Origin of the sequence: Luteimonas soli, assembly GCF_042648865.1 — a bacterium.
GTDB classification, from domain to species: Bacteria; Pseudomonadota; Gammaproteobacteria; order Xanthomonadales; family Xanthomonadaceae; genus Luteimonas; species Luteimonas soli.
Genome location: NZ_JBHRYA010000001.1, coordinates 530472 through 556101 on the forward strand (window position 1 = coordinate 530472; position 25630 = coordinate 556101).

Below are 25630 nucleotides of genomic sequence, written 5' to 3' on the forward strand. Positions count from 1 at the left end.
ATCAGCCGCCGTTGCCGCCCGCGGCCGCCTGGTTGCCGGTGCGGATGTCGACGTAGGCCTCGCCGCGCATCTCGCGCAGGAAGCGGTTCCATTCGTCCTCGAGCTTGCGCTGGCCGATGCGCTCGCGCATCTGTGCCCGGCGGTTGTCGTCGGTGACGTCCGTCTGGCGGGTTTCCTCGCGCTGGACGATGTGCCAGCCGGCCTGGGTCTTGAACGGCGCCGAAACCCCGCCGTCCTGCAGGCCTGCGACCTGTGCGCCGAACTCCGGCCCGAACTGGTCCTGCGTGAACCAGCCCAGCTCGCCGCCCTTGTCCTTGCTGAAGGTGTCGTCCGAGTTTTCCTTGGCCACTTCGGCGAAGTCCGCGCCGCCGGCGATGCGCGCGCGCAGGGTGTCGATCCTGGCCTTGGCCGCGTCGTCGTCGCCCTCGCTGCGCACCAGGATGTGGCGCGCGCGGTACTGGGTGACGCTCTGCGCGGCCGCCTGGTCGGTGCTGCGCGTGTCGACCAGCTGCAGCAGCTGGAAGCCGCTGGGGCCGCGGATGGGGCCGACCAACTGTCCCTTCTGCAGGGTGCGGATGGTGTTGGCGAACGCCGCCGGGATCTCGTCGAGGCTGCGCCAGCCCAGGTCGCCGCCTTCCAGCGCGTTCGGGCTGTCCGAATAGCGCACGGCCGCAGCGGCGAAGGTCATCTCGCCCTTGTCGAGCAGGCCCTTGATGCCGTCGATCTTCTGCTGGCCGGTTGCGATCTGCTCGGGCGTGGCGCCGTCGGGCAGCGCGACCAGGATGTGGGCCAGGTGGTACTGCTCGCCGGTCTGCGAGGCCAGGGCGGCATCCACTTCCGCCTCGCTGACGCTGATCCGGGTCTGCGCGAACCGCTGCCGCAGCCGCTGGCTCAGGAGTTCGTCGCGCAGCGAGCGGCGGAAATCATCGTAGGACATGCCGTCGCTGGCCAGCTGCTGGCGCAGCTGGTCCGGGGTGAGCCTGTTCTGCGCGGCGATGTTGGAGATGGCGTTGTCGATCTCCTCGTCGCCGACCCGGACGCCCATTTCACCGGCGCGGGCGGTCTGCAGGTGCACCAGGACCAGGCGTTCGAGCACCTGCCGCTGCAGGATCTCGCGCGGCGGCAGCTGGTCCTCGCGGCCGGCGTACTGGGCCAGCACGTTGTTGAGCGCCAGGTCGAGTTCGCTCTGCAGGATCACGTCCTCGTCGACGACGGCGACGATGCGGTCGAGCGGCTGCACCTGCTGCGCGTGCGCCGCCGTGCCCAACAGCAGGGCAGCGGCAAGGAAGGGGGCGATGAGTGTCTTCATGGGGAGTCGTAGGGAGAGTCGTCGTCGTCGCCGCTGCGGACTTCCGGCGGCGGTACGAGGTAGAGGTCCTCGCGGTAATAGCCGAGAATAGCACGGCGCAAACGGCTCTCCGTGTCCGGTCCGGCCGAGCCCAGGCCCTTGAGTTCGATCTCCAGCTGGATGGCGTCGTTCATCTCGCCGGTGCGGTTGCGAACGTAGCGGCGGGCGACCAGTCGCGCGGCCAGGCAGCAGCTGTCCCACTGCACGCCGGCGATGCCTTCGAGCATCTGCTTGTCCTGGATCGAGTAGTAATAGCGGCCCACCAGGCTCCAGGACGGGCTGACCGGGTAGAGGAACGACAGGTCGGCCTGTTCGAGCAGGTCTTCACCGTTCCTGGCGTCGCGGCGGTAGCGGTAGCTGAAGTTGACGATGCCGTCGTCGCCGATCAGGTAGCGGGTGCGCAGGCTGGCCAGGTCTTCGCGGCCGAACTTGGGATCCCACTGGTACGAGGCGCCGATGCTCCAGCGGTCGTTGACCGCGTAGGTGGTGTCGGCGACCCAGGCCGAGCGGCCGCTTTCGAGTACGGGCGTGCTGGAGCTCAGCCCGACCCGCGAGTCGTCGAAGTACTGGATCTGCCCCAGGCTCACCGCCAGCTTCTCGCGGCCATCGGATTCGCGGATCAGGCGGCTGGTCACCGCCAGGGTCAGCTGGTTGGCATCGGCCTGGCGGTCGGCTCCGGAGAAGCGGTTGTCGCGGAACAGCTGGCCCCAGCTGAAGGTCATCGGGCCGGTGTCGAAGATCGGCAGGTTGTCCTGGTTGCGGTAGGGCACGTTGAGGTAGAACAGCCGCGGCTCCAGGGTGTTGACGTAGTCCTCTCCGCGGAACCGGATGTTGCGGTCGAAGTACAGCCCGGCGTCGAGCGAGCTGATCGGCGTGCTGCGGCTGGGCGAGGTTTCGGGATCGCCGGGGTTGAGGTTTTCGGCCAGTTCGTCGTCGAGGCGGTAGCCGGTGTAGCGCCAGGCCAGGGTCGGGGTGACGAACCAGCTCGCGCCGCCCAGCGGCATGCTGACGTAGGGCTTGAGGTCGAGCCGGGTGCCGCCGGGGCGAGCTTCGCCGTCGATGTGCTGGAAGCGCGCGGCTTCGGTATGCACGCCCGCGGTGAACCACTGCCCCAGGGACTGCTCCCAGTTGAAGTAGGCTCGCGGCAGCCGGTAATAGGGCAGGCGCAGCTCGGACAGCGTGTAGTCGGCCAGCTGGTAATAGTCGGCCATCAGGCCGGCGTCCCAGTGGCGGCCGCGGCCATAGACGCCCAGGTCGCTGTTGACCCGGTAGTTCGACAGCGAATCCACGTTGTTGTTGAAGTCCTCGAGGTAGCGCGGGTCGCTGATCCAGTTGAGGTTCGCCCGCGCCTGCCAGGTGCGGTTGATGTTCTGGCGGCCGAGAAAACTGAAACGGCCGCGATTGTCCTTGCGGCGGTTCTCGAGCGGGTAGCCCTCCTCGATGAACTCGGCCAGCTCCTCGTCGCGGTCGCGGCTGGTCAGGTCGTCCGAGGGCAGGTAGCCGAAATCGAACTCGCCGCGGCCAGTGGGCGTGAGGTAGCGGAACTCCGTATTGAGCATCAGCCCGCGCTTGGTCATGAGCCTGGGCTCCAGGGTCATGTCATAGTTCGGCGCAAGGTTGATGTAGATCGGCTGGCGCCAGTCGAAGCCGTTGCGGTTGGACTGGCTGATGTTGGGGTAGAGCAGGCCGGTCACGCGGCGGTCGTCGATCGGGAACTTGAACCACGGCACGTACAGCACCGGCACCTTGCCCACGCGGATAGTCGCGTTGCGCGCGGTGCCGAAGCCCGAATCGGTGTCGATGTCGATCTGGTCTGCGCGAAGCTCCCAGTGGCGGTCGTTGGGCGGGCAGGTCGAATAGGTCGACCCCATCAGCGCGCCCTGGGTGCCTTCCATGCGGATGCTGTCGGCGCCGCCGTTGCCGCGCCGCTCGATGAGCTGGTAGCGGACATCGTTGATCTGGTGGGTATCGGCATTCTGGTTGCCGTGCGCGCTCTCGGCGACCATGCGCATGCCCGAGTCCTGGTAACGAACGTTGCCGTCGGCGGTATAGGTGTTGTTCTCGGCGTCGAAGCTCAGGCTGTCGGCATGCAGGAACTGGTCGCCGCGCTGCAGGGTCACGTTGCCCCTGCACATCACCGTGCCACCCATCACGCCCTCGGTGCTGTCGCAAGCGAGGTCGGTGTTCTGCAGGTCGCGTTCTTCCGGATTGCCGGTCGAGACCGGCGCGTCTGCGAACACCGGCACCGCGTCCTGGACCGGGCACAGTGACCAGTCCAGCGGACGGTCGTCGTCGGCGTGGGCGGTCAGCGAGAGGGCGATGCACAGCGGCAACGGCAGCAGGCGGAAAACAGGGCGCACGCGGGCATCCGTTTGGCGAAAAGCGGCCGCTAGCTTGCCGCATCGCATGTGTAGCGGCAATGCAGCCGCCGGTGCGCCTTCAGCCGGCGTCGTGCTGCCCGTCCGGCTCGCGGGACGCGCGGCAAAAGCGCTGGATCATGGAACCCAAGCTGAACGCGTCGCCAGAACGGCGTGCAGGCAGGCGAGTGTGCGGTGATGCGGCCGCATCGTCCCGGCTTCTCCGGAAGAGCGCGGCGGCCGTCCGTCGTCCGTCGCCCGTTTGCCCCGCGGCGACCCGCTCCGTAGCATTCGATGCCACTTCCTGGCCGGGGAAACGTCCCATGCATCATGCGTCTGGACTCTGCGCGGTTCTGCTCTGGCTGTGCATGGCGTCGACGGCCGCCGCGGCCGAGTTGCTGATCACCGGCGCCAAGGTCTACCCGGCGCCCGGCGTGGCACCGATCGACAATGCGGCGGTGCTGGTTCGCGACGACCGGATCGTCGCGGTGGGACCTGCGGCGGAAGTCGTCGCAGGTGAAGACGCCACGGTGATCGATGCCGGCGGTGGCGTGGTGCTGGCCGGTTTCTGGAACAGCCACGTGCATTTCACCGAGCCCAAGTGGGCGGGCGCCGCCGGCCTGCCGGCCCCGCGCCTGCAGTCGCAACTGCAGGAGATGCTGGTCCGCTACGGGTTCACCAGCGTCGTCGATACCGGCTCCGATCCCCGCGACACCGGTCCGCTGCGTGCGCGGATCGAATCCGGGGAAATCGCCGGGCCGCGCATCCTCATGGCCATGTCGCCGCTGTATCCGCCCGATGGCGTGCCTTACTACGTCCGCGACGCGCTGCCGCCTGAACTCCTGCCGCTGCTGTCGCGGCCGTCCACGCCTGCCGAGGCGGCCGCGATCGTGCGCGCGAACCTTGCCGGCGACGGCGACGTGGTGAAGCTGTTCACCGGTTCGTGGGTGGAGCGGGGCGGCGCCGCCAAGCCGATGCCGGTCGAAATCGCGACCGCGGCGGTCGAGGAAGCACATCGCCACGGCGCGCTGGTGTTCACCCATCCGTCCGACGTGCGCGGGCTGGAAGTGGCGCTGGAATCCGGCGTCGACGTGCTGGCGCACTCGGTCGAGGAACTGGACGGCTTCAAGCCCTCGCACCTGCAGCGGATGCGTGAGCGTGGCATGGTCATGGTGCCCACGCTGAAGCTGTTCAGCGTCAACCCGGAGCCGAAGCTTGCCGCCATCGTGCGCGAGGTCGGCGACTACCAGCGGCTGGGCGGCGAGATCTGGTTCGGCACCGACGTGGGTTACATCGAGGACTACGATCCCGCGCTCGAGTTCGCACTGCTGCGGCGCGCGGGCCTGTCGTTCGACCAGATCCTCGCCGCGCTGACCACGGCGCCAGCGAGCCGGTTGCCCGGCGGCGACGGGCGCGGCCGGGTCGAGAGCGGCATGGTTGCCGACCTGGTGGTGCTCGAAGGCGACCCGGCGCGCGACCCTGAAGCGTGGACGCAGGTGCGCTACGTGTTCCGGAACGGGCAAAGGATTTTCGAGGCGGCCGCTTCACGGGCGCGCTGAGCATCGTGCCTCAGCCGGCCGGGCCGGCCAGCGCCTGCACGTGGGCAAGGCTGCATTCGCGCAGCGCGTCCAGGTCGTAACCGCCTTCGAGCGTCGACACAAGGCGTCCCTGCGCATGTGCGCTTGCCAGCCGGCGCAGTTCGCCGGTGAGCCAGGTGTAATCGTCGGCAGCGAGCTGCAGCTGCGCCAGCGGATCGCGCCAGTGCGCATCGAAGCCGGCGGAGACCAGCAGCAGCTGCGGCCGGAACGCGTCGATCGCCGGCAGCAGGCGGTCTTCCCAGGCGGCCCGGAAGCCGCGGCTGCCGGTGCCTGGTGGAAGCGGGGCATTGAAGATGTTGCCGGCGCCGCGTTCGTGCCGGTGGCCTGTGTCCGGGTACAGCGGCATCTGGTGCGAACTCAGGTACTGCACGCGCGGTTCGTCGTCGAAGATCGCCTGGGTGCCGTTGCCGTGGTGCACGTCGAAATCGGCGATCGCCACCCGCGACAGCCCGTGGCGCTCAAGCGCATGGGCCGCGGCGACGGCGACGTTGTTGAACAGGCAGAAGCCCATGGCAGCGTGCGTGGTGGCGTGGTGCCCGGGTGGGCGGACTGCGCAGAACGCGGCGCGGGCCTCGCCGGCCATCACCGCATCGACGGCCGCCACGCCCGCGCCGGCCGCGCGCAGTGCCGCTTCGGCCGACTGCGGCGACAGCACGGTGTCCGGATCCAGGTCGACTGGTTGTTCCGAGCGCTGTTCGAGCACCGCCTCAAGCAGTGAGGCATCGTGCACGCGCAGAAGCTGTCCGCGCGTCGCGCGCGGGGCTTCGCGCCAGTCGATGCCGTCGATGCCTGCGCGCAGTGCATCGATCACCGCGCCCAGCCGCTGCGGTCGCTCGAAATGGCCGGCACCGGTGTCGTGCCCGAGGCAGGCGGAATGGGTGAAGACCGGCGGGCTCATGTCCAGGTCCGGCCACCCGTGCTCAGGACTTGCGGCGCTCGTGCTGCCAGATCACTTCCCCGTGGCCACTGGAGCGGGCGAGCACGCGCGCGAGCACGAACAGCAGGTCGGACAGGCGGTTGAGGTAGCGGATCGGCTGCGGCCGTACCGTCTCCTGGCGCGACAGGGCGACGGTTTCGCGTTCGGCGCGCCGCACCACGGTGCGCGCGATGTGGCAGCGCGCCGCGGCGTCGCCGCCGCCGGGCAGGATGAATTCCTTCAGCGGCGGCAGCGCTTCGTTGTAGTGGTCCAGGTGCTGCTCGAGGCGGTCGATGTCCGCATCCTCGATCGCCGCGTGCCCGGGGATGCACAGCTCGCCGCCCAGGTCGAACAGCTGGTGCTGGACGGTGGTCAGCAGCCCGCGGATGTCGTCCGGCACGTCCGCGGCCAGCAGCAGGCCGATGGTGGAGTTGGCTTCGTCGACGGTGCCATAGGCGGTTACGCGCGCCGAATCCTTCGCCACCCGGCTGCCGTCGCCCAGCCCGGTGCTGCCGTCATCGCCGGTGCGGGTGTAGATCTTCGACAGGCGGTTACCCACGGCAGGCGGTCAGTGCTTCTTCTGGTCGCGCGCGGCCGGATGGGCATGCGCAGCCACCTGTTCGCTGACCACCTGTGCAATGGCGGCGATCGCGACGAACATCGCGGTGGCGCGCAGGTAGGGCATGAACCAGTCGCCATAGTTCTTCGCCCAGCCGGCGACGGTCGGTTCGGCGACGCTATCGCTGAGCCAGTAGAAGCCGCCCTGCGCGAACAGGTGGCACAGCGCGGTGGCCACGACCATGGCAGCGGCCAGCCGGCCGAGCGCCGGGATGCTGGCGCCGGTGTAATTGCGGCGCAGCCACAGGCCGCCCATCCACATCGCCAGGTGCGCCGGGACCAGGAACCAGTAGCCCGGTGACACGCAATAGTGGCTCCAGAAACTCATGCCCTGGCCGGTGATCACGGCCCAGTCGATCCCCACCGCCAGCACCATCAGCAGCCCGAACGCCCAGCGCGACCAGTTGCGCAGGTAGAAGCCACCGATGAAGAACACCGCCCACGACGCATCCGGCACCGGTGTGAAGTGGGTGAAGACATGCGTGCGCGTCGCCGCCATCAGCAGTACGAGCAGGGACAGGACGATGACGCGTTGCAGGTTGGTGTTCATGGGGCGGGCGGCTCCGGGCATGGCATGCGGACAGCGGCCATTCTAGCGAACTGGCCGCGGCAGGGTTTGAGCGTGTCATCGGCCTTGAAGCACTTCCCCATGCGCCAGTGCGGCACCATGCCGCGTTGCAGTCCCTGCCAGGGCGGTCGGCCCTGGCGGCGGCCCGCGCCTTGCCTCGCGGCCGCACTGGCGCCCGTGAGCACTTCAAGGCCGATGACACGCTCTATCATGGCGCCATGAAGGCAGGACATGACGTGGTGATCGTCGGCGGTGGCCTGGTCGGGGCCAGCCTGGCGATTGCGCTGGACCGGCTCGGCCTCGACGTCGGGCTGGTCGAGGCGACGCCGCCGGGGTCGCTGCCGGCGGTGTTCGACGAGCGCAACCTGAGCTTCGCCGACGCCACGGTCAACGCACTGGACGCGCTGGGCGTGATGTCGAAGCTGCATGCGCCGATCGGCGCCATCACCCGCATCCACGTCAGCCGCCGCGGCGATTTCGGCCGCGCCAGCCTGGTCGCGGCGGACTACGGGCGCGAGGCGTTCGGCCGGGTGGTGGTGGCGCGTGACTTCGGGCAGGCGCTCGAAGCGCGGCTGGGCGAGTTGTCGCACCTGACCCGATACCGCCCCGCGCGCTTCGTCGGCCTGGGCGAGGGCGATGCCGAAGCCCGCATCGTCCGCATCTCCGACGATGATGGCGAACGCGACTTGCGCACGCGGCTGCTGGTCGCCGCCGACGGCACCCGCAGCGGCGTGCGCGCGGCGCTGGGCATCGAGGCCGACAGCCACGACTACCTGCAGACCCTGTTCGTCGCCCGCCTGCGCGCGGCGCGCGCACCCGACGGCACCGCCTACGAGCGCCTGGGCGACCACGGCCCGACCGCGCTGCTGCCGCGCGGCGACCGCCACTTCGGCCTCGTACATGGCGTTGCCCGCGACGAGGCGGACGCCGTGCAGGGGCTCGACGACGCAGCGTTTCTCGAGCGCGTGCAGCACGCATTCGGCTGGCGCGTTGGCCGTTTCCTTTCGGTCGGTGCGCGCAGCGTCTATCCGGCCATCGGCACGGTGGCCAGGCAGACCATCGCGCCGCGCGCGGTGCTGGTCGGCAACGCCGCGCAGACCCTGCATCCGATCGGCGCGCAGGGCTTCAACCTCGGCCTGCGCGACGCGTTGACGCTGGCCGAATTGATCGAAACGGGCGGCGGCGATCCCGGCACCCCCGGCCTGCTTGCCGACCATGCACGGCGCCGCGAAGAGGACCGCGGCAGGACGCTGGCGATGAGCGACGGCCTGGCGCGGCTGACCGCCAACGACGCGCCGCTGCTGCGCCCGCTGCGCAGCCTAGGACTGTTCGCGCTGGACCGCGTGCCCTCGGCGCAATCGCTGCTGGTCGGCGGCGCGATGGGCTATCGCGGCGAGGTGCCGGCGCTGTGCAGGAAGGCCTCGTGAGCCGCGGCGCGCGCAGCGACGTGGTGGTGGTTGGCGGCGGCGTGGTCGGCGCGGCCTGCGCGCTGGCGCTGGCCGGGCTCGATCTCGACGTGAGCCTGGTCGAGGCGGCCGAGCCGGCGCACTGGTCGCCGTCGCATCCGGACCTGCGCGTGTTTGCCTTCGCGCCGGACAACGCCGCGTTGCTGGACGGCTTCGGCGTCTGGCGAGAGGTGCTCGACGCACGCGCGCAACCGTACCGGCGCATGCGCGTGTGGGATGCGGCTGGCGGCGGCGAACTGGCGTTCGACGCCGATGCGTTCGGCCGCGGCGAGCTGGGCTGGATCGTCGAGAACGGGCTGCTGGTCGACCGCCTGTGGTCGGCGCTGTCGCGCGCCGGCGTGGACGTGCGCGCGCCTGCGCGGGTCGAAGCGCTGGAGCAGGACGACGACGGCGTGCGCCTGCGCCTGGACGATGGCAGCCGCGTCGATGCGCGTGTGGCGGTCGCTGCCGACGGCGCCGAATCCACCCTGCGCCGGCTCGCCGGCGGGGAGGTCAGCCGCCACGACTACGGCCAGCGTGGCGTGGTGGCGTACATCGAAACCGGGCAGCCGCACGAGGACACCGCGTGGCAGCGTTTCCTGCCGAGCGGGCCGCTGGCGGTGCTGCCATTCGCGGACGGACGCAGTTCCATCGTCTGGACGCTGCCCGACGCGCGTGCGGCACAAGTGCTGGCGCTGGACGACGAGGCGTTCGCGCGCGAGCTCACGCGTGCCTTCGACGGGCGCCTCGGGCCGATGCGCGCGGTGTCGAAGCGGGCTGCGTTCCCGCTGCGCCTGCAACTGGCGCAATCGCACGTACACGGACGCGTGTTGGTGGTCGGCGACGCCGCGCACGTGGTGCATCCGCTGGCCGGGCAAGGCGTGAATCTCGGGCTGCGCGACGTGGCCGCGCTGCGCGATGCGGTCGCCGATGCACTGCGTCGTCGCGCCGACTGGGCCTCGCCGCCGCGGCTGGCGCGCTGGGCGCGCGTGCGCCGCAGCGAGAACGCGCTTGCCGCGCACGCCTACGATGGCATCAACCGCTTGTTCTCCAGCGATGGCATGCACCGGACCCTGCTGCGCGGGCCACTGCTGGGACTTGCCGGGCGGATGCCGCCGCTGGCCGAAGTGTTGTGGAGGCGGGCGGCCGGGCTTTAGGGGAAGCCGGCCTCGGTAGTCTTGCCCAACGAACAAGGGCACGCGGCTTCCGCCGCTCCTGCAGGGTTTCCTGGGGCCCGTGGAAAAAAAGCCCCGCTTTCGCGGGGCTTCTGCTTTCGTCGGTCGGTGGTGGACTACATCCAGCCTTCCAGTTCCTGCCGGTCGAGCTTGCCGTCGTGGTTGTTGTCGACGGCGTCGAACTCGGCGCTCAGCGTGGCGTTCGACCTCGCTTCGCTGCGGCTGATGCTGCCGTTGCCATTGCCGTCCATCGCGGCGAAGTCGACCTTGTAGTCGCCGACGATCGAGTTGGACGGGCTGGAGGTGAAGGTGACCAGCGGTTCGGTCGGGCCGGTTGGCGCGACGCGCGCCGGCGGTGGCGGCGCCGGCGGCGCGGTGACGGCGTCCTGCGCCGCACGCGCGGCGAGCGCGGCTTCGGTGGCGGCCCGCGTGGCCTGCGCGCTGGCGTCGCCGGCCGCGTTGGCCGCCTGGCGGGCCTGGAACGTCGCATGTCCGGCCTGGCGGGTCCCGCCCGTCGCTGCCGAGCGTGCAGCCCCGGCCTGGTTGGCGGCACGGGTTGCGTCGAGCGCGGCTTGCTCTGCCTGCTTCGAGGACTGGTCGGCCACGTAGGCCTGGTATTCGGCGTTCGCCGCGCCGTCGCTGGTCAGCGCACCGCCGCGCTTGCTCGCAGCCGCCTGTTCGGCCGCGCTGCGGGCCGCCTGCGCCTGGGCGCGTGCCACGTCGGCTTCGGCCGCCGCGGTGCGGGAGGCGTCCTTGGTGGCGGCCTTGGCAGGGCCCAGCTCTACGGCTGTCTGCGCCCAGGCGCCACCCGCGGCGAACGCGCCGATCAGTGCGACGGCCAGCAGGGAAGGAGTGGGAAAGCGCTTCATGTCGAGCTCCGGCTTGGATGACCCGGCCACGCTAGGACCAGGGCAATGAATCCGGCGTCAACCGCGCGAAACAGCCGCTGAACGGTCGCTCAGGCGGCCGCGGCGGCGAAGACCGTGATCTCTTCGCGGTCGTGGTACAGCTGCCGGGCGCGGATCGCGAGCGGACGCCCGGCCTGTTCGGCGACCAGGTCCAGGCACAGGCGGGTCTCGTCCCAGCGCTTCTTCATCGGCAGCTTGAGGTTGAAGATCGCTTGCCGGCACCAGCCTTCGCGCAGCCAGGTGGCCATGCGCTCGGCCACGCGGCGCGGCTGCTCGACCATGTCGCAGACCATCCAGTCCAGCGCCCGCGGTGGCTGCCAGTGAAAGCCGTCGGCGCGCAGGTGTTCGACCAGGCCGGTATCGAGCACGTGCTGGCGCAGCGGGCCGTTGTCGATCGCGCTCACGCGCAGGCCGTGGCGGGTGAGTACCCAGGTCCAGCCACCGGGGGCTGCGCCGAGGTCGGCGGCGTGCATGCCGTTGCGCAGCAGGCGCGCACGTTCGCCGTCGTCGAGCAGGGTGAGCAAGGCTTCGTCGAGTTTCAGCGCCGAACGCGAGGGCGCGTCGGGATGCAGGCGCAGGCGCGGGATGCCCAGTGGCCATGGCGCGCTGTCGGCGGGATCGGCGATGGCGACGAAGGCGTGGTCGCCGTCGACGAAGCACACGTGCAGGCGTGGCAGCGAGGGGTCGTCATGCTTCGTGAGCAGCCCGGTCTTGCGCAATGCCGGACGCAGCGCATTGCCGAAGGCGCGTGCCAGCCCCGCCAACGGCTTTCCGGCATCGCTGTCGGGATGTTCGACGAACAGCGATCCGTATGCCCCGCAGGGCGGGTCTCGACCCGCCACTCCCGCGTCGTTGACCACTCCCAGCGCAGCCAGCATCGGCCCGATCCTGTCCTTCGGATCCAGCCCGCGCAGTTCCGCGATCACGCGCAGCTTCTGCCGCGCGAACACCAGCCCGCGCCACGACAGCGCACGCGACAGCGCGTTGGCCTCGTCGCAGGCGAACACGACGAAGCCGCTGCTTCGCTCGGTGCGCGCATAGCCGGCAAAACCGGCCTCGGCGGCGCGCGCGGTCAGTTCCGCAGCAAGTTCCGGCTCGAAGCCGGCGCGGCAGTAACAGAGCAGTCCGGTCATTGGATGGCTCTCACGCAGGAGCGGCGGAAGCCGCGAGCTTTTCGACGCACCCCAAAGATCAAAGGCCCGCGGCTTCCGCCGCTCCTACGTGGGCAACGGCGGGCGGTGGCGGTCAATAGCGCCGGCCGCCCTGTTCGCCATAGGCGCGCAGCACCGCTCGCGCATCCTCGCGATGGACGTCGCGCACGACTTCGATGCCGCGCTTGTCCAGTTCGCCGACCCAGTCCGCCGGCAGCGGGCCTTCGTCGAATTCGGTCAGCTCCATCACGTCCTGCGCGCGGGCGCCGATCAGCAGGCGATCGATGCCGGCCCAGATCGTGGCCCCGTAGCACTGGCAGCACGGCTGCGCGGACGTGGCCAGGGTGTAGTGGCCGTCGGGTTCGCCGGCATCGTCGCGGTTGAGGCGCGCGCGCTGCAGGCGCTGCTGGGCCAGCATGTAGGCCATGGTCTCGGCGTGCCCGAGCGAGGTGTTCTGCGGCAGCACCACGTTGACGCCGGCCGCGACGATGCGGTCGTCGGCGTTGAACACAACCGCGCCGAAGGGGCCGCCGGTGCCGGCCTCGAGGTTGCGGCGCGACAGTTCGATTGCCAGCGCCACCTTTTCCTCGTCGGTGGCGCAGGTGCGCGTGGCATCGACGGCGTCGTGCACCCATGCCGGCAGGGTGAGATGGACCTGTGCGTAAAGCATCAGAGTTCAACCTTCGACTGCGGTCGCGACTGCTGCGGCATGAAGGCTTCCGCTGGCTCGCAGCGCCCGGCATTGCACGAGCAGCTTTCGATCTCGCGGAATCCACACACGCCCGCGCGGCCGTCCTTCGCGCACTGCGACTGCACCGCGGCCGGGTCGGCCGGGCTGTCCTTGTTGACGCAGGCGGGCATCGCGCCGCAGCAGTTGCCGACGTTCTTGACCGCGCAATCGCTGTCGGCCTTGCAGCTGTAGTCGATCACCGGCGCCTCGCGCACGCGGTTTGGCGGCAGCGGGCGCGACATCGACGGTGGCGCCTTGGCGGCCGGGTCCTGCGGAGCCGCACCGCCGTTGGTGGCCGGCGCCGCGCACGCGGCGAGCGCGGCGCACAGGCAAAGGGCGATGGCTTGGAGGAGCTTGGGCATGGTCAGTCTCCCTTCTGCATCCAGGTGTCGCGCAGGGTCACGGCGCGGTTGAACACGGGCGCGTCCGTGCGATGGTCGCGGCGGTCGGCGACAAAATATCCGGTGCGCTCGAACTGGAATCGCATCTCCGGCGTTGCCTGCGCAGCCGCGGGCTCGACGTAACCCTGCACCACCGTGCGTGAATCCGGGTTGATGTGGTCGCGGTAGGTCTTGCCTTCGCTCTCGTCGTCGGGGTTGGCGACCGAGAACAGGCGGTCGTAGAGGCGGATCTCCGCCGGCACCGCGCGGGTCGCGTCGACCCAGTGGATCGTGCCCTTGATCTTGCGGTTGGCGCCTTCCATGCCCGGTCGCGAGTGGGGGTCGAGCGTGCCGCGCAGTTCGAGGAGGTTGCCATCGGCGTCCTTGACCACTTCGTCGCAGCGCACGATGCCGGCGCCGCGCAGGCGCACCTCGCCTCCCGGAACCAGCCGCTTCCAGCCCTTGGGCGGGACTTCGGCGAAGTCACCGCGCTCGATCCACAGCTCGCGAGAGAACGGCACTTCGCGCGTGCCGAGCGATTCGTCCTTCGGATGGTTGGGGAAGGACAGCGTCTCGGCGTGGCCTTCGGGCAGGTTGGTGAGCACCATCTTCAGCGGCTCGACCACCGCCATGCGCCGCGGCGCGTGCGCGTCGAGGTCGTCGCGCAGGCAGCCCTCGAGCACCGAGAAGTCGATCACCGAGTTCTGCTTGCTGATGCCGACGCGGTCGACCAGCAGCCGCAGCGACGCCGGCGTGTAGCCGCGTCGGCGCAGGCCCTGCAGGGTGTACATGCGCGGGTCGTCCCAGCCGTCGACCAGGCCTTCGCCCACCAACTGGGTGAGCTTGCGCTTGCTCATCACCGTGTAGTTGATGTTCAGGCGCGAGAACTCGATCTGGCGCGGCTTGGCGGCCTCGTTCGGCAGGCCCTTGTCGAGCAGCGGCGCAAGCAGCTCCGGCGTGTGCGCCAGGTCGACGCGGTCCACGCACCAGTCGTACAGCGGCCGGTGGTCTTCGAACTCCAGCGTGCACAGCGAGTGGGTGATGCCTTCGATCGCGTCGCCCAGCGAGTGCGCGTAGTCGTACATCGGGTAGATCGGCCAGGCATCGCCGGTGTTCTGGTGGGCGACCTTCTTGATCCGGTACAGCGCCGGGTCGCGCAGGTTCATGTTGCCGCTGGCCATGTCGATCTTCGCGCGCAGCGTATGCGAGGCGTCGGGGAACTCGCCGGCACGCATGCGCCGGAACAGGTCGAGGTTTTCCTCCACGCTGCGGTTGCGCCAGGGCGAGTCGCGGCCCGGCTCGGTCAGGGTGCCGCGGTACTCGCGGATCTGCTCCGGGCTCAAGTCGCACACGTACGCGTCGCCTTGGCGGATCAGCTTTTCCGCGCCGAGGTAGAACACTTCGAAGTAGTCAGACGCGTGGCGCAGCGTCGCCCAGTCGAAGCCCAGCCAGCGCACGTCGTCCTGGATCGCCTGCACGAACTCGGGGTCTTCCTTGGCCGGGTTGGTGTCGTCGAAGCGCAGGTTGCACAGGCCGGCGAACTCGGCGGCGATGCCGAAGTCCAGGCAGATGGCCTTGGCGTGGCCGATGTGCAGGTAGCCGTTCGGCTCGGGCGGGAAACGGGTGCGGATGGCGGAATGCTTCCCGCTGGCCAGGTCCTGGCGGACGATCTGGCGGATGAAATCCTGCTTTTCGGCGGGCGGCGCGGGGGTGTCCGCATTCGGGCCCGCGGCGGGGGCAGTGCTGTGGCTCATGTGCGGGGGTGCCGGGAAAAACAACAGTTTAGCCGAGCCCATCGGCCGGTGAACGTGTTGCGGGCCGGGCTGAATGGGCGTCCATCGATCGCCCCCGCCCCGGAGCGCTGGCCGAGCTGGCACGCAAGTTGCGTGCGCCAGGGTATGGAATACGGGGGGCGGGGGTTGGAAACGACGCGACCGCAGTTGCCGCTGGCGGCGACGGCGCGGCGTGCGCATGGCCCTGCGCAGGCCGGAGCCCGCCGGTGAGCATGCGCGCGCTGCGCCATTCCTCGCGTCACGAGTGGCTGGTCGCCGGCTGCCTGCTGATCCTGCTGGCCCTGGTCGCCAGCGCCATCGCCGGCGGCATGCCGAATGCCGAACTGATCCCGGCGCAACTGCAGGCGACGCTCGACCAGCGCGGGACGGCGCCGTCGATCAGTGCCGACGGGCAGGCGCTGCTGGTCGACGGCGGCCCGGGCGACACGGTGGCGCGAATGCACTTCACGCTGCCGGCACGCACGCAGCGCAGCGATCCGTGGGTGGTCTGGGTCGAACGAAAGCCGGTCGAACGGCTACAGCTCGCCCGCGAGGAATGGCACAGCGTCGAGCACGGATTCTTCCGTCCCGATCCGGACGACGGGCCGCTGCCGACCGGATACGTGTTCGCGCTGCCCTACGACTGGCAGGGCGAGGTCGACCTCGAAATCCGCGCCGCCGGCGGGATGCCGGTGGTGCTGCGGCCGCGCGTGATCGGCAATGCCGAGGCCTGGCGCGTGGAGCGCCAGGGCGTGGCGATCAGCGCGACGATCTACGCCAGCCTGTTCACCCTGGCGCTGCTGGCGCTGGCCCTGTTCTCGGCCGCGCGCGACCGGTTGTTCATGACCCTGTTCGGCTGCGCCACGCTCACCTTGCTGACGTTCTCGGCCGTCAACGGCCATCTGTACCAGGTGCAGGGGCTGCGCTGGCTCGCCGGCTGGGGCGTGCAGGGCCTGCTGGCGCTGCAGTTCCTGCTCTGTGCCTCGCTGCCGCAGCTGCTGCTGCGCTACGCGGGCACGCGGCGGGCGCATCCGGCAACGGCGCGCGCCATCGACATCGCCTGCATCGTGATGGCCGCACTGGCCGCGGTGTGCCTGCTCGACCTGCAGCCGCTGGCGCGCTGGCTGCAGTCGCTGGCGATGGTGGCGCGGGGCGTCGCCGCGCTGGCCTGCCTGTGGCTGGTGTTCGACGCTGCCCGCCGCCGCATCCCGATGGGGTGGCCGCTGGCGACCCTCGCGGTGCTGACCATCGCTGCCAGCGTGGCCCGGCGGTTGATGCTGCATGGCTACCTGGACAACTTCCCATGGCTGCGCTCGGGCGACCAGCTCGCGCTGGCCGGGGCGATGGCGATCCTCGCGGTAGGCGTGATCAACCGCATCAGCGACTACCGCGACCAGCGCGACCGCGACCAGCTGGCGCGGCTGGATTCGGAGCGCCGGATGCAGCGCGAAGCCGCGCGCTCCGACCTCAACGCCACGCTGCAGTCGAAGCTGCGCAGCTGCAGCGAAGGCGACATCGAGTGGACCGCCTTCCACCAGCTGCTCGAATTCCTGGTGCCGCTGGTGCGCGCCGAAAAGGCAGTGGTGCTGGCGCGCGGCTACCACGGCCAGGACGTGCAGGTGGCGGTGCCGGCCGTGGGCAGGGCCGGTGCCGAGGCGCTGGTGGGCAAGCGCGAGCTGTCGCTCAAGCGCCACGCCGCGAACGGGATCCCGCTGCAGCAGCCGGTCACCGTGGGCGATGGCGGCGGGGTGGCGATGGAGGCGCTGGTCCCGCTGCCGATCCGCGCGCCGGCCTGGGGCGTGCTGCTGCTTGAACGCGCCGGTGGCGAAGGCTTCACCACCGACGAGCTGGCGCTGGCCGGCGAGTTCGTCCGCCTGGCACTGGTCCACGTCGACCAGGCGCTGACCGCGATCCAGCTGCGGCGGTCGGCCGAGCTCGATGCCCTCACCGGCACGTTCAACCGCCGCACCATCGACCAGTGGCTGGTGCGCAGCTTCGGCGAGGCCGAGCGCGACGGGCGGCCGATTTCGGTGCTGTTCGTCGACATGGACCATTTCAAGGCAATCAACGACAAATATGGTCACGCCTGCGGCGACCACTGCCTGCGGGTCGTGGCCCAGGGGCTGCGCGCGGCGCTTGGCGACGACGACCTGCTGGGGCGCTATGGCGGCGAGGAGTTCATCGCCGTGCTGCCCGCGCGCGGCGGCGCGGCGGCGCGGATGGTCGGCGAACAGCTGCGCGGGGACATCGAACGGCTCGCCCTGGAGTGGGAGGACCAGGTGCTGGGGCTGACGGTAAGCGTCGGCGTGGCCACCCGGCTGCGCGACGAGGACCCGCGCGACACCATCGACCGCGCCGACAAGGCGCTGTACGCGGCCAAGCGCGGCGGCCGCAACCGCGTGCACGTGGCGCCGGCCGTATTCAGCTGAGCGCGGCCGGGCCGCGCGCGGGCAACCTCCCAGGGCCGCTGCACGGCAACTGCTCCCACCGGAATCATTACCATGTGCCGTCGCCGTACCGGCGAGGCCATGCAGGCGTATCGATGACCCATTCGCGGAGCGAACCGAAGGCCCTGGCCTGGATGCTGGCGGGCGCGGCGATCATCGGTACCAACGGCATCATGGTCGAACTGGCCGGCACGCCGCCGACGGTTTCGGCGTTCTGGCGCATGGCCTTCGCCGGCGTGATGCTGCTGGGCTGGGTACTGGCCTCGGGCGGCTGGCGCGCGCTGGCGCCGCGCACCTGGGGCTGGATCATCGCCACCGGCGCGTTCTTCGCCGCCGACCTGTGGCTGTGGCATCGCAGCATCCTGCTGGTCGGCCCGGGCCTGGCCACGCTGCTGGGCAACGCGCAGGTGTTCTTCATGGCGTTGGCCGGGGTGCTGCTGTTCCGCGAGCGCGTCGGCCCGCGCTTCCTGGCCGGGCTGCTGCTGGCCTTCGCCGGGCTGTGGCTGATGCTCGGTTCGAACTGGGCGCAGCTGCCGCCACAGTACCGATGGGGCGTGTGGCTCGGGCTCGGCACCGGCGTGTGCTACGCCGCCTACAACCTCGCCCTGCGCCGCTCGCAGCACGAGGCGCACGTCGACCGCACGGCTCCGGCGCCGGTGGCGCAGGTGCTCGGGATCGCGGCGCTGGTCACCGCTGTGTTCCTCGGCGGCGCGGGGCTGGCGGAGGGTTCGTCGTTCGCGATCCCGTCGCTCAAGTCGCTGGTGGTATTGCTCGCGCTTGCCGGCTTCGGCCACTGCCTGAGCTGGGTGCTGATCTCGCGCGCGATGGCGCAGCTGCGCGTGGCCCTGGTCGGCCTGCTGCTGTTGCTGCAGCCGGTGGTGGCGTTCGTGCTGGACGTGTGGTTGTTCGGCCGCCCCACCGAGCCGCGCGAATGGATCGGGCTGGCGCTGAGCCTGGCCGGGATTTTCCTGGCCAGCCTGAAAGGCCGCTCGCGGCTGCCGGAACAACCGGTCTGATGCCGCGGGTCGGGACCGCGTCCCCGACGGCTCTTGATCTTCGGCTCGCGAGCCGACTCCGGCGCGCGCGATCTGCCGCCGCGGAAAGCCGTCGGGGGCGTAGCCCCGACCTACGGCGAGCTCATAACCCCACGCCGACCTCGATCGCGCACACGTAGACCAACTCGCAGGCGCCGTTGCCGGTGTCCTCGCGGGTGAGCGAACTGCGCCAGCGCCAGCCGTCCGGCGCGGTGGCTTCGACCAGCCAGCCTTCGATGCGCACGCGGTCGCCGGCGCGCACGTTGCGCAGCGCGCGTGCCACCTCGGCGTCGGAGGGGATCATGTGCATGTTGGCGCTGCTGCGGGTGATGCCCGCGGGCGCCAGCGGTGGTTCGCCCTGCCAGCGATACCGGTACCAGCGTCCGGACTGCGAGATGTCCAGTCGCGACAGCACCGCATCGTCGGCCATTTCCTGCCAGCCCAGCGCCAGGTCGGTGGGGGACAGGTCGGCTTCCCGGCCCGTCGAATAGTCTTCGCGCGACAGCACCCGCGCGTCGATGCTGAAGCCGGCCAGCGGCTGCAGCGTCGCCGCTTCCAGCGCGAACGCGGGCAGCGAGCGCGGCGGCTTGCTTTGCAGGGGCGCGCCCCCGGCCTCCGCGCGCGAGGGCATCGGACAGCCGGCCGTGGCGCCGGCGGCAGGCGCCGGCGGCTTCGGCACGCGCGGCGACACCGGCGAGTACCACCAGCCGATCGCACACAGCGCCAGCAGCACGGCGGCCAGTCGCAGGTTCACACGCCCGAGGCTCCGGGGACGTACGCGTGCAGGCTGCCGGAATTGCCGGCATCCGCGGCCGGTACCAGCAGGTCGTGCGGCAGCTGGCGGAGCACGTCCGACAGCTGTTCCAGGAAGCCCGTCATCGCCGAACTCCTGCGCCACACCATCGCGATCCGGCGGCTCGGCGGCGGGTCGCGGAAGCGGACCAGGCGGATGTTGTCCGAACGCGCCACCGGCGGCTTCACCGCCAGCGTCGGCAGCAGGGTCACGCCGACGTCGGCCGCCACCATCTGCCGCAGCGTTTCCAGGCTCGTGGCCTGGAACTCGGCCTTCTCGCTGGCGCCGGACAGGTGGCACACGTCGAGGGCCTGTTCGCGCATGCAGTGGCCGTCGGCGAGCAGCAGCAGGCGTTCGTCGGCCAGGTCGCGCAGCGACAGCGACTCGCGCTGCGCCAGCGCGTGCATTTCCGGCACCGCGAGAACGAACGGTTCCTCGAACAGGAACTCCACGTGCAGCTGGTCGTCGTTGACCGGCAGTGCCAGCAGCGCGGCGTCGAGGCGGCCTTCGTGCAGGCGTTCGAGCAGCACGTCGCTCTTTTCCTCCACCAGCAGCAGTTCCAGCTGCGGGAAGCGCGCGCGGATGCCGGGCACCACGTGCGGCAGCAGGTAGGGGCCGAGCGTGGGGAAGATGCCGAGCCTGACCGTGCCCGCCTCCGGGTCCTGGCTGCGGCGCGCGGCTTCGCGCATCTGCTCGACGTCGGCGACGACGCGTCGCGCGCGCGCGGCAACGTCGCGCCCGGCGGCGGTCAGCATCACCTTGCGCGGCGCGCGTTCGACCAGGGCCACGCCCAGTTCCTCCTCCAGCTTGCGGACCTGGGTGGACAGCGTGGGCTGGCTGACGAAGCACGCGGCCGCCGCGCGGCCGAAGTGCAGGTGCTCGGCTAGGGCGACGAAGTACTTGAGGTCACGCAGGTTCATGGGGTTCCTCCGCTTCGCGCCCGTGCCGGCGTCAGGCGGCTTCGACCTCGGGCTCTGGCTGCTTCGCCGGGCTGCTGGTCCGGATCAGGTGGTCGAACGCGCTCAGCGAGGCCTTGGCGCCATCGCCCATCGCGGCCACGATCTGCTTGTACGGCGTGGTGGTCGCGTCGCCGGCCGCGAACACGCCCGGCAGCGAGGTGCGGCCGGCGTGGTCGACCTCGATCTCGCCGCGCGGCGAAAGCTCCAGCGTGCCCTTGAGCCACTCGGTGTTGGGCAACAGGCCGATCTGCACGAACACGCCCTCCAGTTCGACGCGGTGGACATCGCCGCCGACGCGGTCGCGGTACGACAGCGCGTTGACCCGGCTGCCGTCGCCGTGCACCTCGATGGTCTGTCCGGAGGTGATGATGTCGACATTGTCGAGGCTGCGCAGCTTGCGCTGCAGCACTTCGTCGGCGCGCAGGCGGTCGTCGAATTCGATCAGGGTGACGTGGGCGACCAGGCCGGCCAGGTCGATCGCGGCCTCGACGCCCGAGTTGCCGCCGCCGATCACCGCCACGCGCTTGCCCTTGAACAGCGGGCCGTCGCAGTGCGGGCAGTAGGCCACGCCCTTGTTGCGGTACTGGTCCTCGCCGGGCACGCCCATCTGCCGCCAGCGTGCGCCGGTGGACAGCACCACCGAGCGCGCACGCAGCGACGCGCCGCTTTCCAGCCTCACCGTGGTGATGCCGTCGGCGTCCTGCTCAAGCCGCTGCGCGCGCTGCAGGTTCATGATGTCGACCTCGTACTGGCGCACGTGCTGCTCCATCTGCGCGGCCAGCCTCGGGCCGTCGGTGTCCTGCACCGAGACGAAGTTCTCGATCGACATCGTGTCCAGCACCTGCCCACCGAAGCGCTCGGCGACCACGCCGGTGCGGATGCCCTTGCGCGCCGCGTAGATCGCGGCCGCGGCGCCGGCCGGGCCGCCGCCGACCACCAGCACGTCGAACGCGTCCTTCGCGCCGATGGCCTCGGCCTCGCGTGCGGCAGCGCCGGTGTCGAGCTTCGCCACGATCTGCTCCAGGCTCATCCGGCCCTGGTCGAACGGTTCGCCGTTGAGGAACACCGACGGCACCGACATGACCTCGCGCGCCTCGACCTCGTCCTGGAACAGGGCGCCGTCGATGGCGACGTGGTGGATGTTCGGGTTAAGCACGGCGGCCAGGTTCAGCGCCTGGACCACGTCCGGGCAGTTCTGGCACGACAGCGAGAAATAGGTTTCGAAGCGGTATTCGCCTTCGAGCGCGCGGACCTGTTCCAGCAGCTCCGGCGCGGCCTTGGACGGATGCCCACCGACCTGCAGCAGGGCCAGCACCAGCGAGGTGAACTCGTGGCCCATCGGCAGGCCGGCGAAGCGCAGGTCGATGTCGTGGCCGGGGGCGGTGACCGCGAACGAGGGTTTGCGCTGGTCGTCGTCGCGGCGCACCTCGACGCTGACCTTGCCGGACAGCGCGCGGATGTCTTCGAGCAGTTCCAGCAGTTCGCGCGACTTGTCGCCGTCGTCGACCGAAGCGACCAGCGCGATCGGGCGCTGCAGGCGCTCGAGGTAGGCGGCAAGTTGGGTCTTCAGATCGTCGTCGAGCATGGCTTCGATTCTCCGGATGCAAGGCAAACGCGGGGCGGGCGTCCTGCGCGGGGCAGGTCGCCGCCGGCGTGGGGATGGACCGCAAACCGCGCCGCAGCGACACGGGCTCCGGTCCATCCCCACCCCCGCTCGTGCGGGGATGGGAACGGGGTGGGGCTTAGATCTTGCCGACCAGGTCCAGCGACGGCTTCAGGGTCTTCTCGCCTTCCTTCCACTTGGCCGGGCAGACCTCGCCCGGATGCGCGGCCACGTACTGGGCGGCCTTGACCTTGCGCAGCAGTTCCAGCGCGTCGCGGCCGATGCCCTCGGCGGTGATTTCGATGGCCTGGATCACGCCCTGCGGGTCGACGATGAAGGTGCCGCGGTCGGCCAGGCCGGTCGGGCGCAGGATCTCGAAGTTGCTGGAGATCTCATGGGTCGGGTCGCCGATCATCGGGTACTTGATCTTGCCGATCGCGTCCGAGGTGTCGTGCCAGGCCTTGTGCGAGAAATGGGTGTCGGTGGACACGGAGTAGATCTCGACTCCGAGCTTCTTGAACTCGTCGTAGTTCACGGCCAGGTCCTCAAGCTCGGTCGGGCAGACGAAGGTGAAGTCGGCCGGATAGAACACCACCACGGACCACTTGCCCTTCAGGTCGGCGTCGGTGACTTCGATGAATTCGCCGTTCTGGTAGGCGGTGGCGCGGAACGGCTTGATTTCGGTATTGATGACGGACATGGGGTTCCTCGGGTTGATGGCAGGAAAGACCGGCGTTCGCCGGCGTCGACGCATAGATTAGGCATTGCCTATCAATATGTAAAATCGATTATATCAATTCTATTGATAGATTTCAGCTATCGGAGTGCGTGCAACATCAACGGACTGCAGCGCTTACGATGCCGATCCTTGCCGGAGTCCCGATGGCCCGTATCGAAGCCCTGTTGCGCGATGCCCGCGCGCATCTGAACGACGCCGGTGGCGAAGCTGTCGATGCCGAACTGCTGCTCGCCCACGTGCTGGACCGGACGCGGTCATGGCTGTACGCGCACGCCGGCGATGACGCCGATGACGCCTCCGCGCAGGCCTTTGCCGCACTGGTGCAGCGGCGCGCCGCCGGAGAGCCGGTGGCCTACCTGCTCGGCACCCGCGGCTTCTGGCGCTTCGACCTCGCCGTCACCGCAGACACGCTGATCCCGCGGCCGGAGACCGAGATGCTGGTCGAACTGGCGTTGCAGCGGATCCCGCAACCGTCGCCGGCGCGCGCGGCCGACCTGGGCACCGGCAGCGGCGCGATCGCACTGGCGATCGCGAGCGAGCGCCCCGACGCGTGCGTGGTCGCCACCGACGCCAGCGAACCGGCGCTGGCGGTGGCGCGCGGCAACGCCGCGGCGCTGGGCATCGGCAACGTCGAATTCCGCCACGGCGACTGGCTCGCGCCGCTGGCCGGCGAGCGCTTCGACCTGATCGCCAGCAACCCGCCCTACATCGCCGACGGCGACGCGCACCTGGCCCGGGGCGACCTGCGCTTCGAGCCGCGCGGCGCGCTGGCATCGGGCATCGACGGCCTGGATGCGATCCGCCGCATCACCGCCGACGCGCCCGCGCACCTGCGCAACGGCGGCTGGCTGCTGGTCGAACACGGCTGGGAGCAGGGTGCGGCGGTGCGTGCGCTGTTCGAGTCCGCGGGCTTCGTCGACGTAACCACCGAGCGTGACCTCGAGCAGCGCGACCGCGTCACGCTCGGCCGAAAACCGTAGGTCGCGGCTACGTCCCCGACGCCTCTTGATCTTCCGGGCGTCGGGGGCGTAGCCCCGACCTACGCTAGACTCTTTGCGATATCCGCCGATTTCCACGAGCCACCACATGCGCACGCTTTATCCCGAGATCGAACCCTTCGACACCGGCAAGCTCGAAGTCGACAACCGCCACACGCTCCACTACGAGCAGTGCGGCAATCCCGAGGGGAAGCCGGTGGTACTGCTGCACGGCGGCCCGGGCGGCGGCTGCAGCGCCAAGATGCGGCGCTTCCACGACCCGGCGAAGTACCGCATCGTGCTGTTCGACCAGCGCGGCGCCGGCCGCTCCACGCCGCACGCCGACCTCGTCGACAACACCACCTGGGACCTGGTGGAGGACATCGAGAGGCTGCGGGTCAAGCTCGGGATCGAGAAGTGGCAGGTGTTCGGCGGTTCCTGGGGTTCGACCCTGGCGCTGGCCTACGCGGAAACGCACCCGAAGCGCGTCACCGAGCTGGTGCTGCGCGGCATCTTCATGCTGCGGCGCTGGGAGCTGGAGTGGTTCTACCAGGAAGGCGCCTCGCGCCTGTTCCCCGACGCCTGGGAGCACTACATCAAGGCGATCCCGCCGGTCGAACGCCACGACCTGATCTCCGCCTTCCACCGCCGCCTGACCAGCGACGACGAAGCCACGCGGCTCGCCGCGGCGCGCGCGTGGAGCGTGTGGGAAGGCGCGACCAGCTTCCTCCACATCGACCCGGATTTCGCCGACAGCCACGCCGACGCACGCTTCGCGCTGGCCTTCGCGCGGATCGAGAACCACTACTTCGTCAACGGCGGCTTCTTCGAAGTCGACGACCAGCTGCTGCGCGACGCGGGCAAGATCGCCGACATCCCCGGCATCATCGTCCACGGCCGCTACGACGTGGTCTGCCCGATCCAGAACGCCTGGGACCTGCACAAGGCCTGGCCGAAGGCGGAACTGGCGATCTCGCCGGCGTCCGGCCACTCCGCGTTCGAGCCGGAGAACACCGACGCGCTGGTGCGCGCGACAGACGCCTTCGCCTGAGGCGCGCACTCGGTCCCCGATCCCTGCGGGGCTGCTTCAGCCGCGGGCTTTCCGGGGCCGGGGAAAAGCTTTTCGCTTTTGCCCCCCTTGTTGAGGGGGTATGGGGGATTTGCTCTTGCTTCTGGCCAGGGCTTCAAAAACTCGCGGCTGAAGCCGCTCCCACAGGTTGTTCCCGTAGGTCCCTTCAACCCGCCGGCGAACCGTCGGGGTTGTGTTCGATCATCCACAGCCCGGCCCAGAGCTTGAGGTCGAGCTCGAAACCCTCGGCGTATTTCTGCATCAGCCAGGCTGGCGCCTGCGCGCGCGGGATGCTGTGGACGGTGATGCGCTCGTCGGCGACGCCGCCGCCGTCGCCGACCCGGGTCAGGTCGCGGGCGCGGGCGAAGGCGATGCGTTCGTTGCTCATGCCGGCGGTGGTGGGGCCGACCAGCAGCACGTCGATGCGGGCGGCGTCCCAGCCGGTTTCCTCGATCAGTTCGCGGCGGGCGGCGCTTCCCAGGGTGTCGTTGGCGTCGTCGTCGCCGACCAGCCCGGCCGGCATCTCGATCGTCTTCGCGCCCAGCGGTACGCGGTACTGTTCGACGAACAGCACGTGGTCGTCGGGGGTCACCGCGATGACGAGCACCGCCAGGCCATCCTTGCCGTGGGTGCGTTCGCAGGATTCCCACTGGCCGCGCTTGACCATGCGCAGCCATTCGCCCTGGTAGAGGAGTTCGGGCGTTTCCCCGTTGGCATCGTTCATCCGACGATCCTACCGCGGCAGGGGCGGGCGTGGGTTGCTGTTGCCGGGCAAGGGCAGACGATATTGCGTCATGCTTGCAGGGTTGGCCGTAGGTCGGGGCTACGCCCCCGACGCGCTCTTCACCCCGCGTCGCAGAATCCGCCGTAGGTCGGGGCTACGTCCCCGACGCGCTCTGTCCGCCGACATCAACGTCAAGAGCTTTCGCGCCGTGACGGCGCGAGCCACCTTTCTTTGCTTGTGCAAAGAAACCTGGCGCAAAGAAAGCACACCCCGCCTTCGCGCCCGACGCTTCGCGTCGGGTCCGCGGAGCCGGCGGGAT

General features: G+C 70.1%; 22 protein-coding genes. 7 read left to right on the plus strand and 15 right to left on the minus strand.

Going from position 1 to position 25630, the window contains the following annotated elements; all coding sequences use genetic code 11:
* Position 1: 1 nt before the first annotated feature.
* Both ACFONC_RS02415 and lptD read right to left on the minus strand, forming a co-directional pair.
* Entirely contained in the window at positions 2–1309 is a 1308-nt protein-coding gene (locus tag ACFONC_RS02415) for a peptidylprolyl isomerase (RefSeq protein ID WP_386742017.1), read from the minus strand.
* Entirely contained in the window at positions 1306–3708 is a 2403-nt protein-coding gene (gene lptD, locus ACFONC_RS02420) for an LPS assembly protein LptD (protein ID WP_386742018.1), read from the minus strand. The genes ACFONC_RS02415 and lptD overlap by 4 nt, the downstream gene beginning before the upstream one ends.
* Before the next feature lie 365 nt (positions 3709–4073).
* Here lptD and ACFONC_RS02425 point away from each other — a divergent pair, with 365 nt between their 5' ends.
* The gene (locus tag ACFONC_RS02425) at positions 4074–5264 is read left to right on the plus strand and encodes an amidohydrolase family protein (protein ID WP_386742019.1); all 1191 of its coding nucleotides are present in this window, start codon (positions 4074–4076) and stop codon (positions 5262–5264) included.
* Positions 5265–5274: 10 nt separating this feature from the next.
* Here the strand turns inward: ACFONC_RS02425 and ACFONC_RS02430 are convergent, their stop codons facing one another.
* From ACFONC_RS02430 to ACFONC_RS02440, 3 genes are read right to left on the minus strand one after another with little or no spacing between them, the layout of a single operon-like run.
* Positions 5275–6201, minus strand: coding sequence for a histone deacetylase family protein (locus ACFONC_RS02430; protein WP_386742021.1), 927 nt, complete (start codon positions 6199–6201; stop codon positions 5275–5277).
* A 22-nt stretch (positions 6202–6223) separates the two neighbouring features.
* Positions 6224–6778 (minus strand): cob(I)yrinic acid a,c-diamide adenosyltransferase, encoded by a 555-nt coding sequence (locus ACFONC_RS02435; protein WP_386742023.1) that lies wholly within the window; start codon positions 6776–6778, stop codon positions 6224–6226.
* 9 nt (positions 6779–6787) lie between these two features.
* Entirely contained in the window at positions 6788–7387 is a 600-nt protein-coding gene (locus tag ACFONC_RS02440; protein ID WP_386742024.1) for a hypothetical protein, read from the minus strand.
* Between the two features lie 236 nt (positions 7388–7623).
* Here ACFONC_RS02440 and ubiH point away from each other — a divergent pair, with 236 nt between their 5' ends.
* Positions 7624–8832, plus strand: a complete 1209-nt coding sequence (gene ubiH, locus ACFONC_RS02445) for a 2-octaprenyl-6-methoxyphenyl hydroxylase (protein WP_386742025.1) — start codon at positions 7624–7626, stop codon at positions 8830–8832.
* Positions 8829–10007 carry a UbiH/UbiF family hydroxylase gene (locus ACFONC_RS02450; RefSeq protein ID WP_386742026.1) on the plus strand — a complete coding sequence of 393 codons (1179 nt, stop codon included), beginning with the start codon at positions 8829–8831 and terminating at the stop codon, positions 10005–10007. The genes ubiH and ACFONC_RS02450 overlap by 4 nt, the downstream gene beginning before the upstream one ends.
* Positions 10008–10141: 134 nt before the next feature.
* Here ACFONC_RS02450 and ACFONC_RS02455 read toward each other — a convergent pair whose 3' ends face one another.
* The 5 genes from ACFONC_RS02455 to ACFONC_RS02475 all read right to left on the minus strand — a co-directional run bounded on the left by ACFONC_RS02455 (position 10142) and on the right by ACFONC_RS02475 (position 14948).
* A complete protein-coding gene (locus ACFONC_RS02455; protein ID WP_386742027.1) occupies positions 10142–10894 on the minus strand; it encodes a hypothetical protein in 753 nt (250 codons plus the stop codon).
* Positions 10895–10983: 89 nt separating this feature from the next.
* The gene (rlmM, locus tag ACFONC_RS02460) at positions 10984–12066 is read right to left on the minus strand and encodes a 23S rRNA (cytidine(2498)-2'-O)-methyltransferase RlmM (RefSeq protein WP_386742028.1); all 1083 of its coding nucleotides are present in this window, start codon (positions 12064–12066) and stop codon (positions 10984–10986) included.
* Positions 12067–12178: 112 nt separating this feature from the next.
* A complete protein-coding gene (locus ACFONC_RS02465) occupies positions 12179–12754 on the minus strand; it encodes a nucleoside deaminase (protein WP_386742029.1) in 576 nt (191 codons plus the stop codon).
* Positions 12754–13176, minus strand: a complete 423-nt coding sequence (locus tag ACFONC_RS02470; RefSeq protein WP_386742030.1) for a hypothetical protein — start codon at positions 13174–13176, stop codon at positions 12754–12756. Before ACFONC_RS02470 ends, ACFONC_RS02465 begins: the two co-directional genes overlap by 1 nt.
* Positions 13177–13178: 2 nt before the next feature.
* Positions 13179–14948, minus strand: a complete 1770-nt coding sequence (locus ACFONC_RS02475; RefSeq protein WP_386742031.1) for a glutamine--tRNA ligase/YqeY domain fusion protein — start codon at positions 14946–14948, stop codon at positions 13179–13181.
* Positions 14949–15199: 251 nt separating this feature from the next.
* Here ACFONC_RS02475 and ACFONC_RS02480 point away from each other — a divergent pair, with 251 nt between their 5' ends.
* Together ACFONC_RS02480 and ACFONC_RS02485 are read left to right on the plus strand one after the other, a co-directional pair.
* The gene (locus ACFONC_RS02480) at positions 15200–17395 is read left to right on the plus strand and encodes a diguanylate cyclase (RefSeq protein ID WP_386742219.1); all 2196 of its coding nucleotides are present in this window, start codon (positions 15200–15202) and stop codon (positions 17393–17395) included.
* A gap of 113 nt (positions 17396–17508) precedes the next feature.
* Positions 17509–18429 carry a DMT family transporter gene (locus ACFONC_RS02485; protein WP_386742032.1) on the plus strand — a complete coding sequence of 307 codons (921 nt, stop codon included), beginning with the start codon at positions 17509–17511 and terminating at the stop codon, positions 18427–18429.
* 121 nt (positions 18430–18550) lie between these two features.
* On the opposite strand, the gene ACFONC_RS02490 is transcribed toward ACFONC_RS02485, so the two are convergent.
* The 4 genes from ACFONC_RS02490 to ahpC all read right to left on the minus strand — a co-directional run bounded on the left by ACFONC_RS02490 (position 18551) and on the right by ahpC (position 22502).
* Positions 18551–19201, minus strand: a complete 651-nt coding sequence (locus ACFONC_RS02490) for a hypothetical protein (RefSeq protein WP_386742033.1) — start codon at positions 19199–19201, stop codon at positions 18551–18553.
* On the minus strand, positions 19198–20160 hold the full coding sequence (locus ACFONC_RS02495; protein ID WP_386742034.1) for a LysR substrate-binding domain-containing protein: 963 nt from the start codon (positions 20158–20160) through the stop codon (positions 19198–19200). The genes ACFONC_RS02490 and ACFONC_RS02495 overlap by 4 nt, the downstream gene beginning before the upstream one ends.
* 31 nt (positions 20161–20191) lie before the next feature.
* A complete protein-coding gene (gene ahpF / locus ACFONC_RS02500) occupies positions 20192–21784 on the minus strand; it encodes an alkyl hydroperoxide reductase subunit F (protein ID WP_386742035.1) in 1593 nt (530 codons plus the stop codon).
* Between the two features lie 157 nt (positions 21785–21941).
* Positions 21942–22502 (minus strand): alkyl hydroperoxide reductase subunit C, encoded by a 561-nt coding sequence (gene ahpC, locus ACFONC_RS02505; protein ID WP_386742037.1) that lies wholly within the window; start codon positions 22500–22502, stop codon positions 21942–21944.
* 182 nt (positions 22503–22684) lie between these two features.
* Here ahpC and prmC point away from each other — a divergent pair, with 182 nt between their 5' ends.
* Together prmC and pip are read left to right on the plus strand one after the other, a co-directional pair.
* Positions 22685–23521, plus strand: a complete 837-nt coding sequence (gene prmC, locus ACFONC_RS02510; protein WP_386742038.1) for a peptide chain release factor N(5)-glutamine methyltransferase — start codon at positions 22685–22687, stop codon at positions 23519–23521.
* Positions 23522–23627: 106 nt separating this feature from the next.
* Positions 23628–24569, plus strand: a complete 942-nt coding sequence (gene pip / locus ACFONC_RS02515; protein WP_386742039.1) for a prolyl aminopeptidase — start codon at positions 23628–23630, stop codon at positions 24567–24569.
* A gap of 184 nt (positions 24570–24753) precedes the next feature.
* Here pip and ACFONC_RS02520 read toward each other — a convergent pair whose 3' ends face one another.
* A complete protein-coding gene (locus ACFONC_RS02520; protein ID WP_386742040.1) occupies positions 24754–25311 on the minus strand; it encodes an NUDIX hydrolase in 558 nt (185 codons plus the stop codon).
* Positions 25312–25630: the final 319 nt, after the last annotated feature.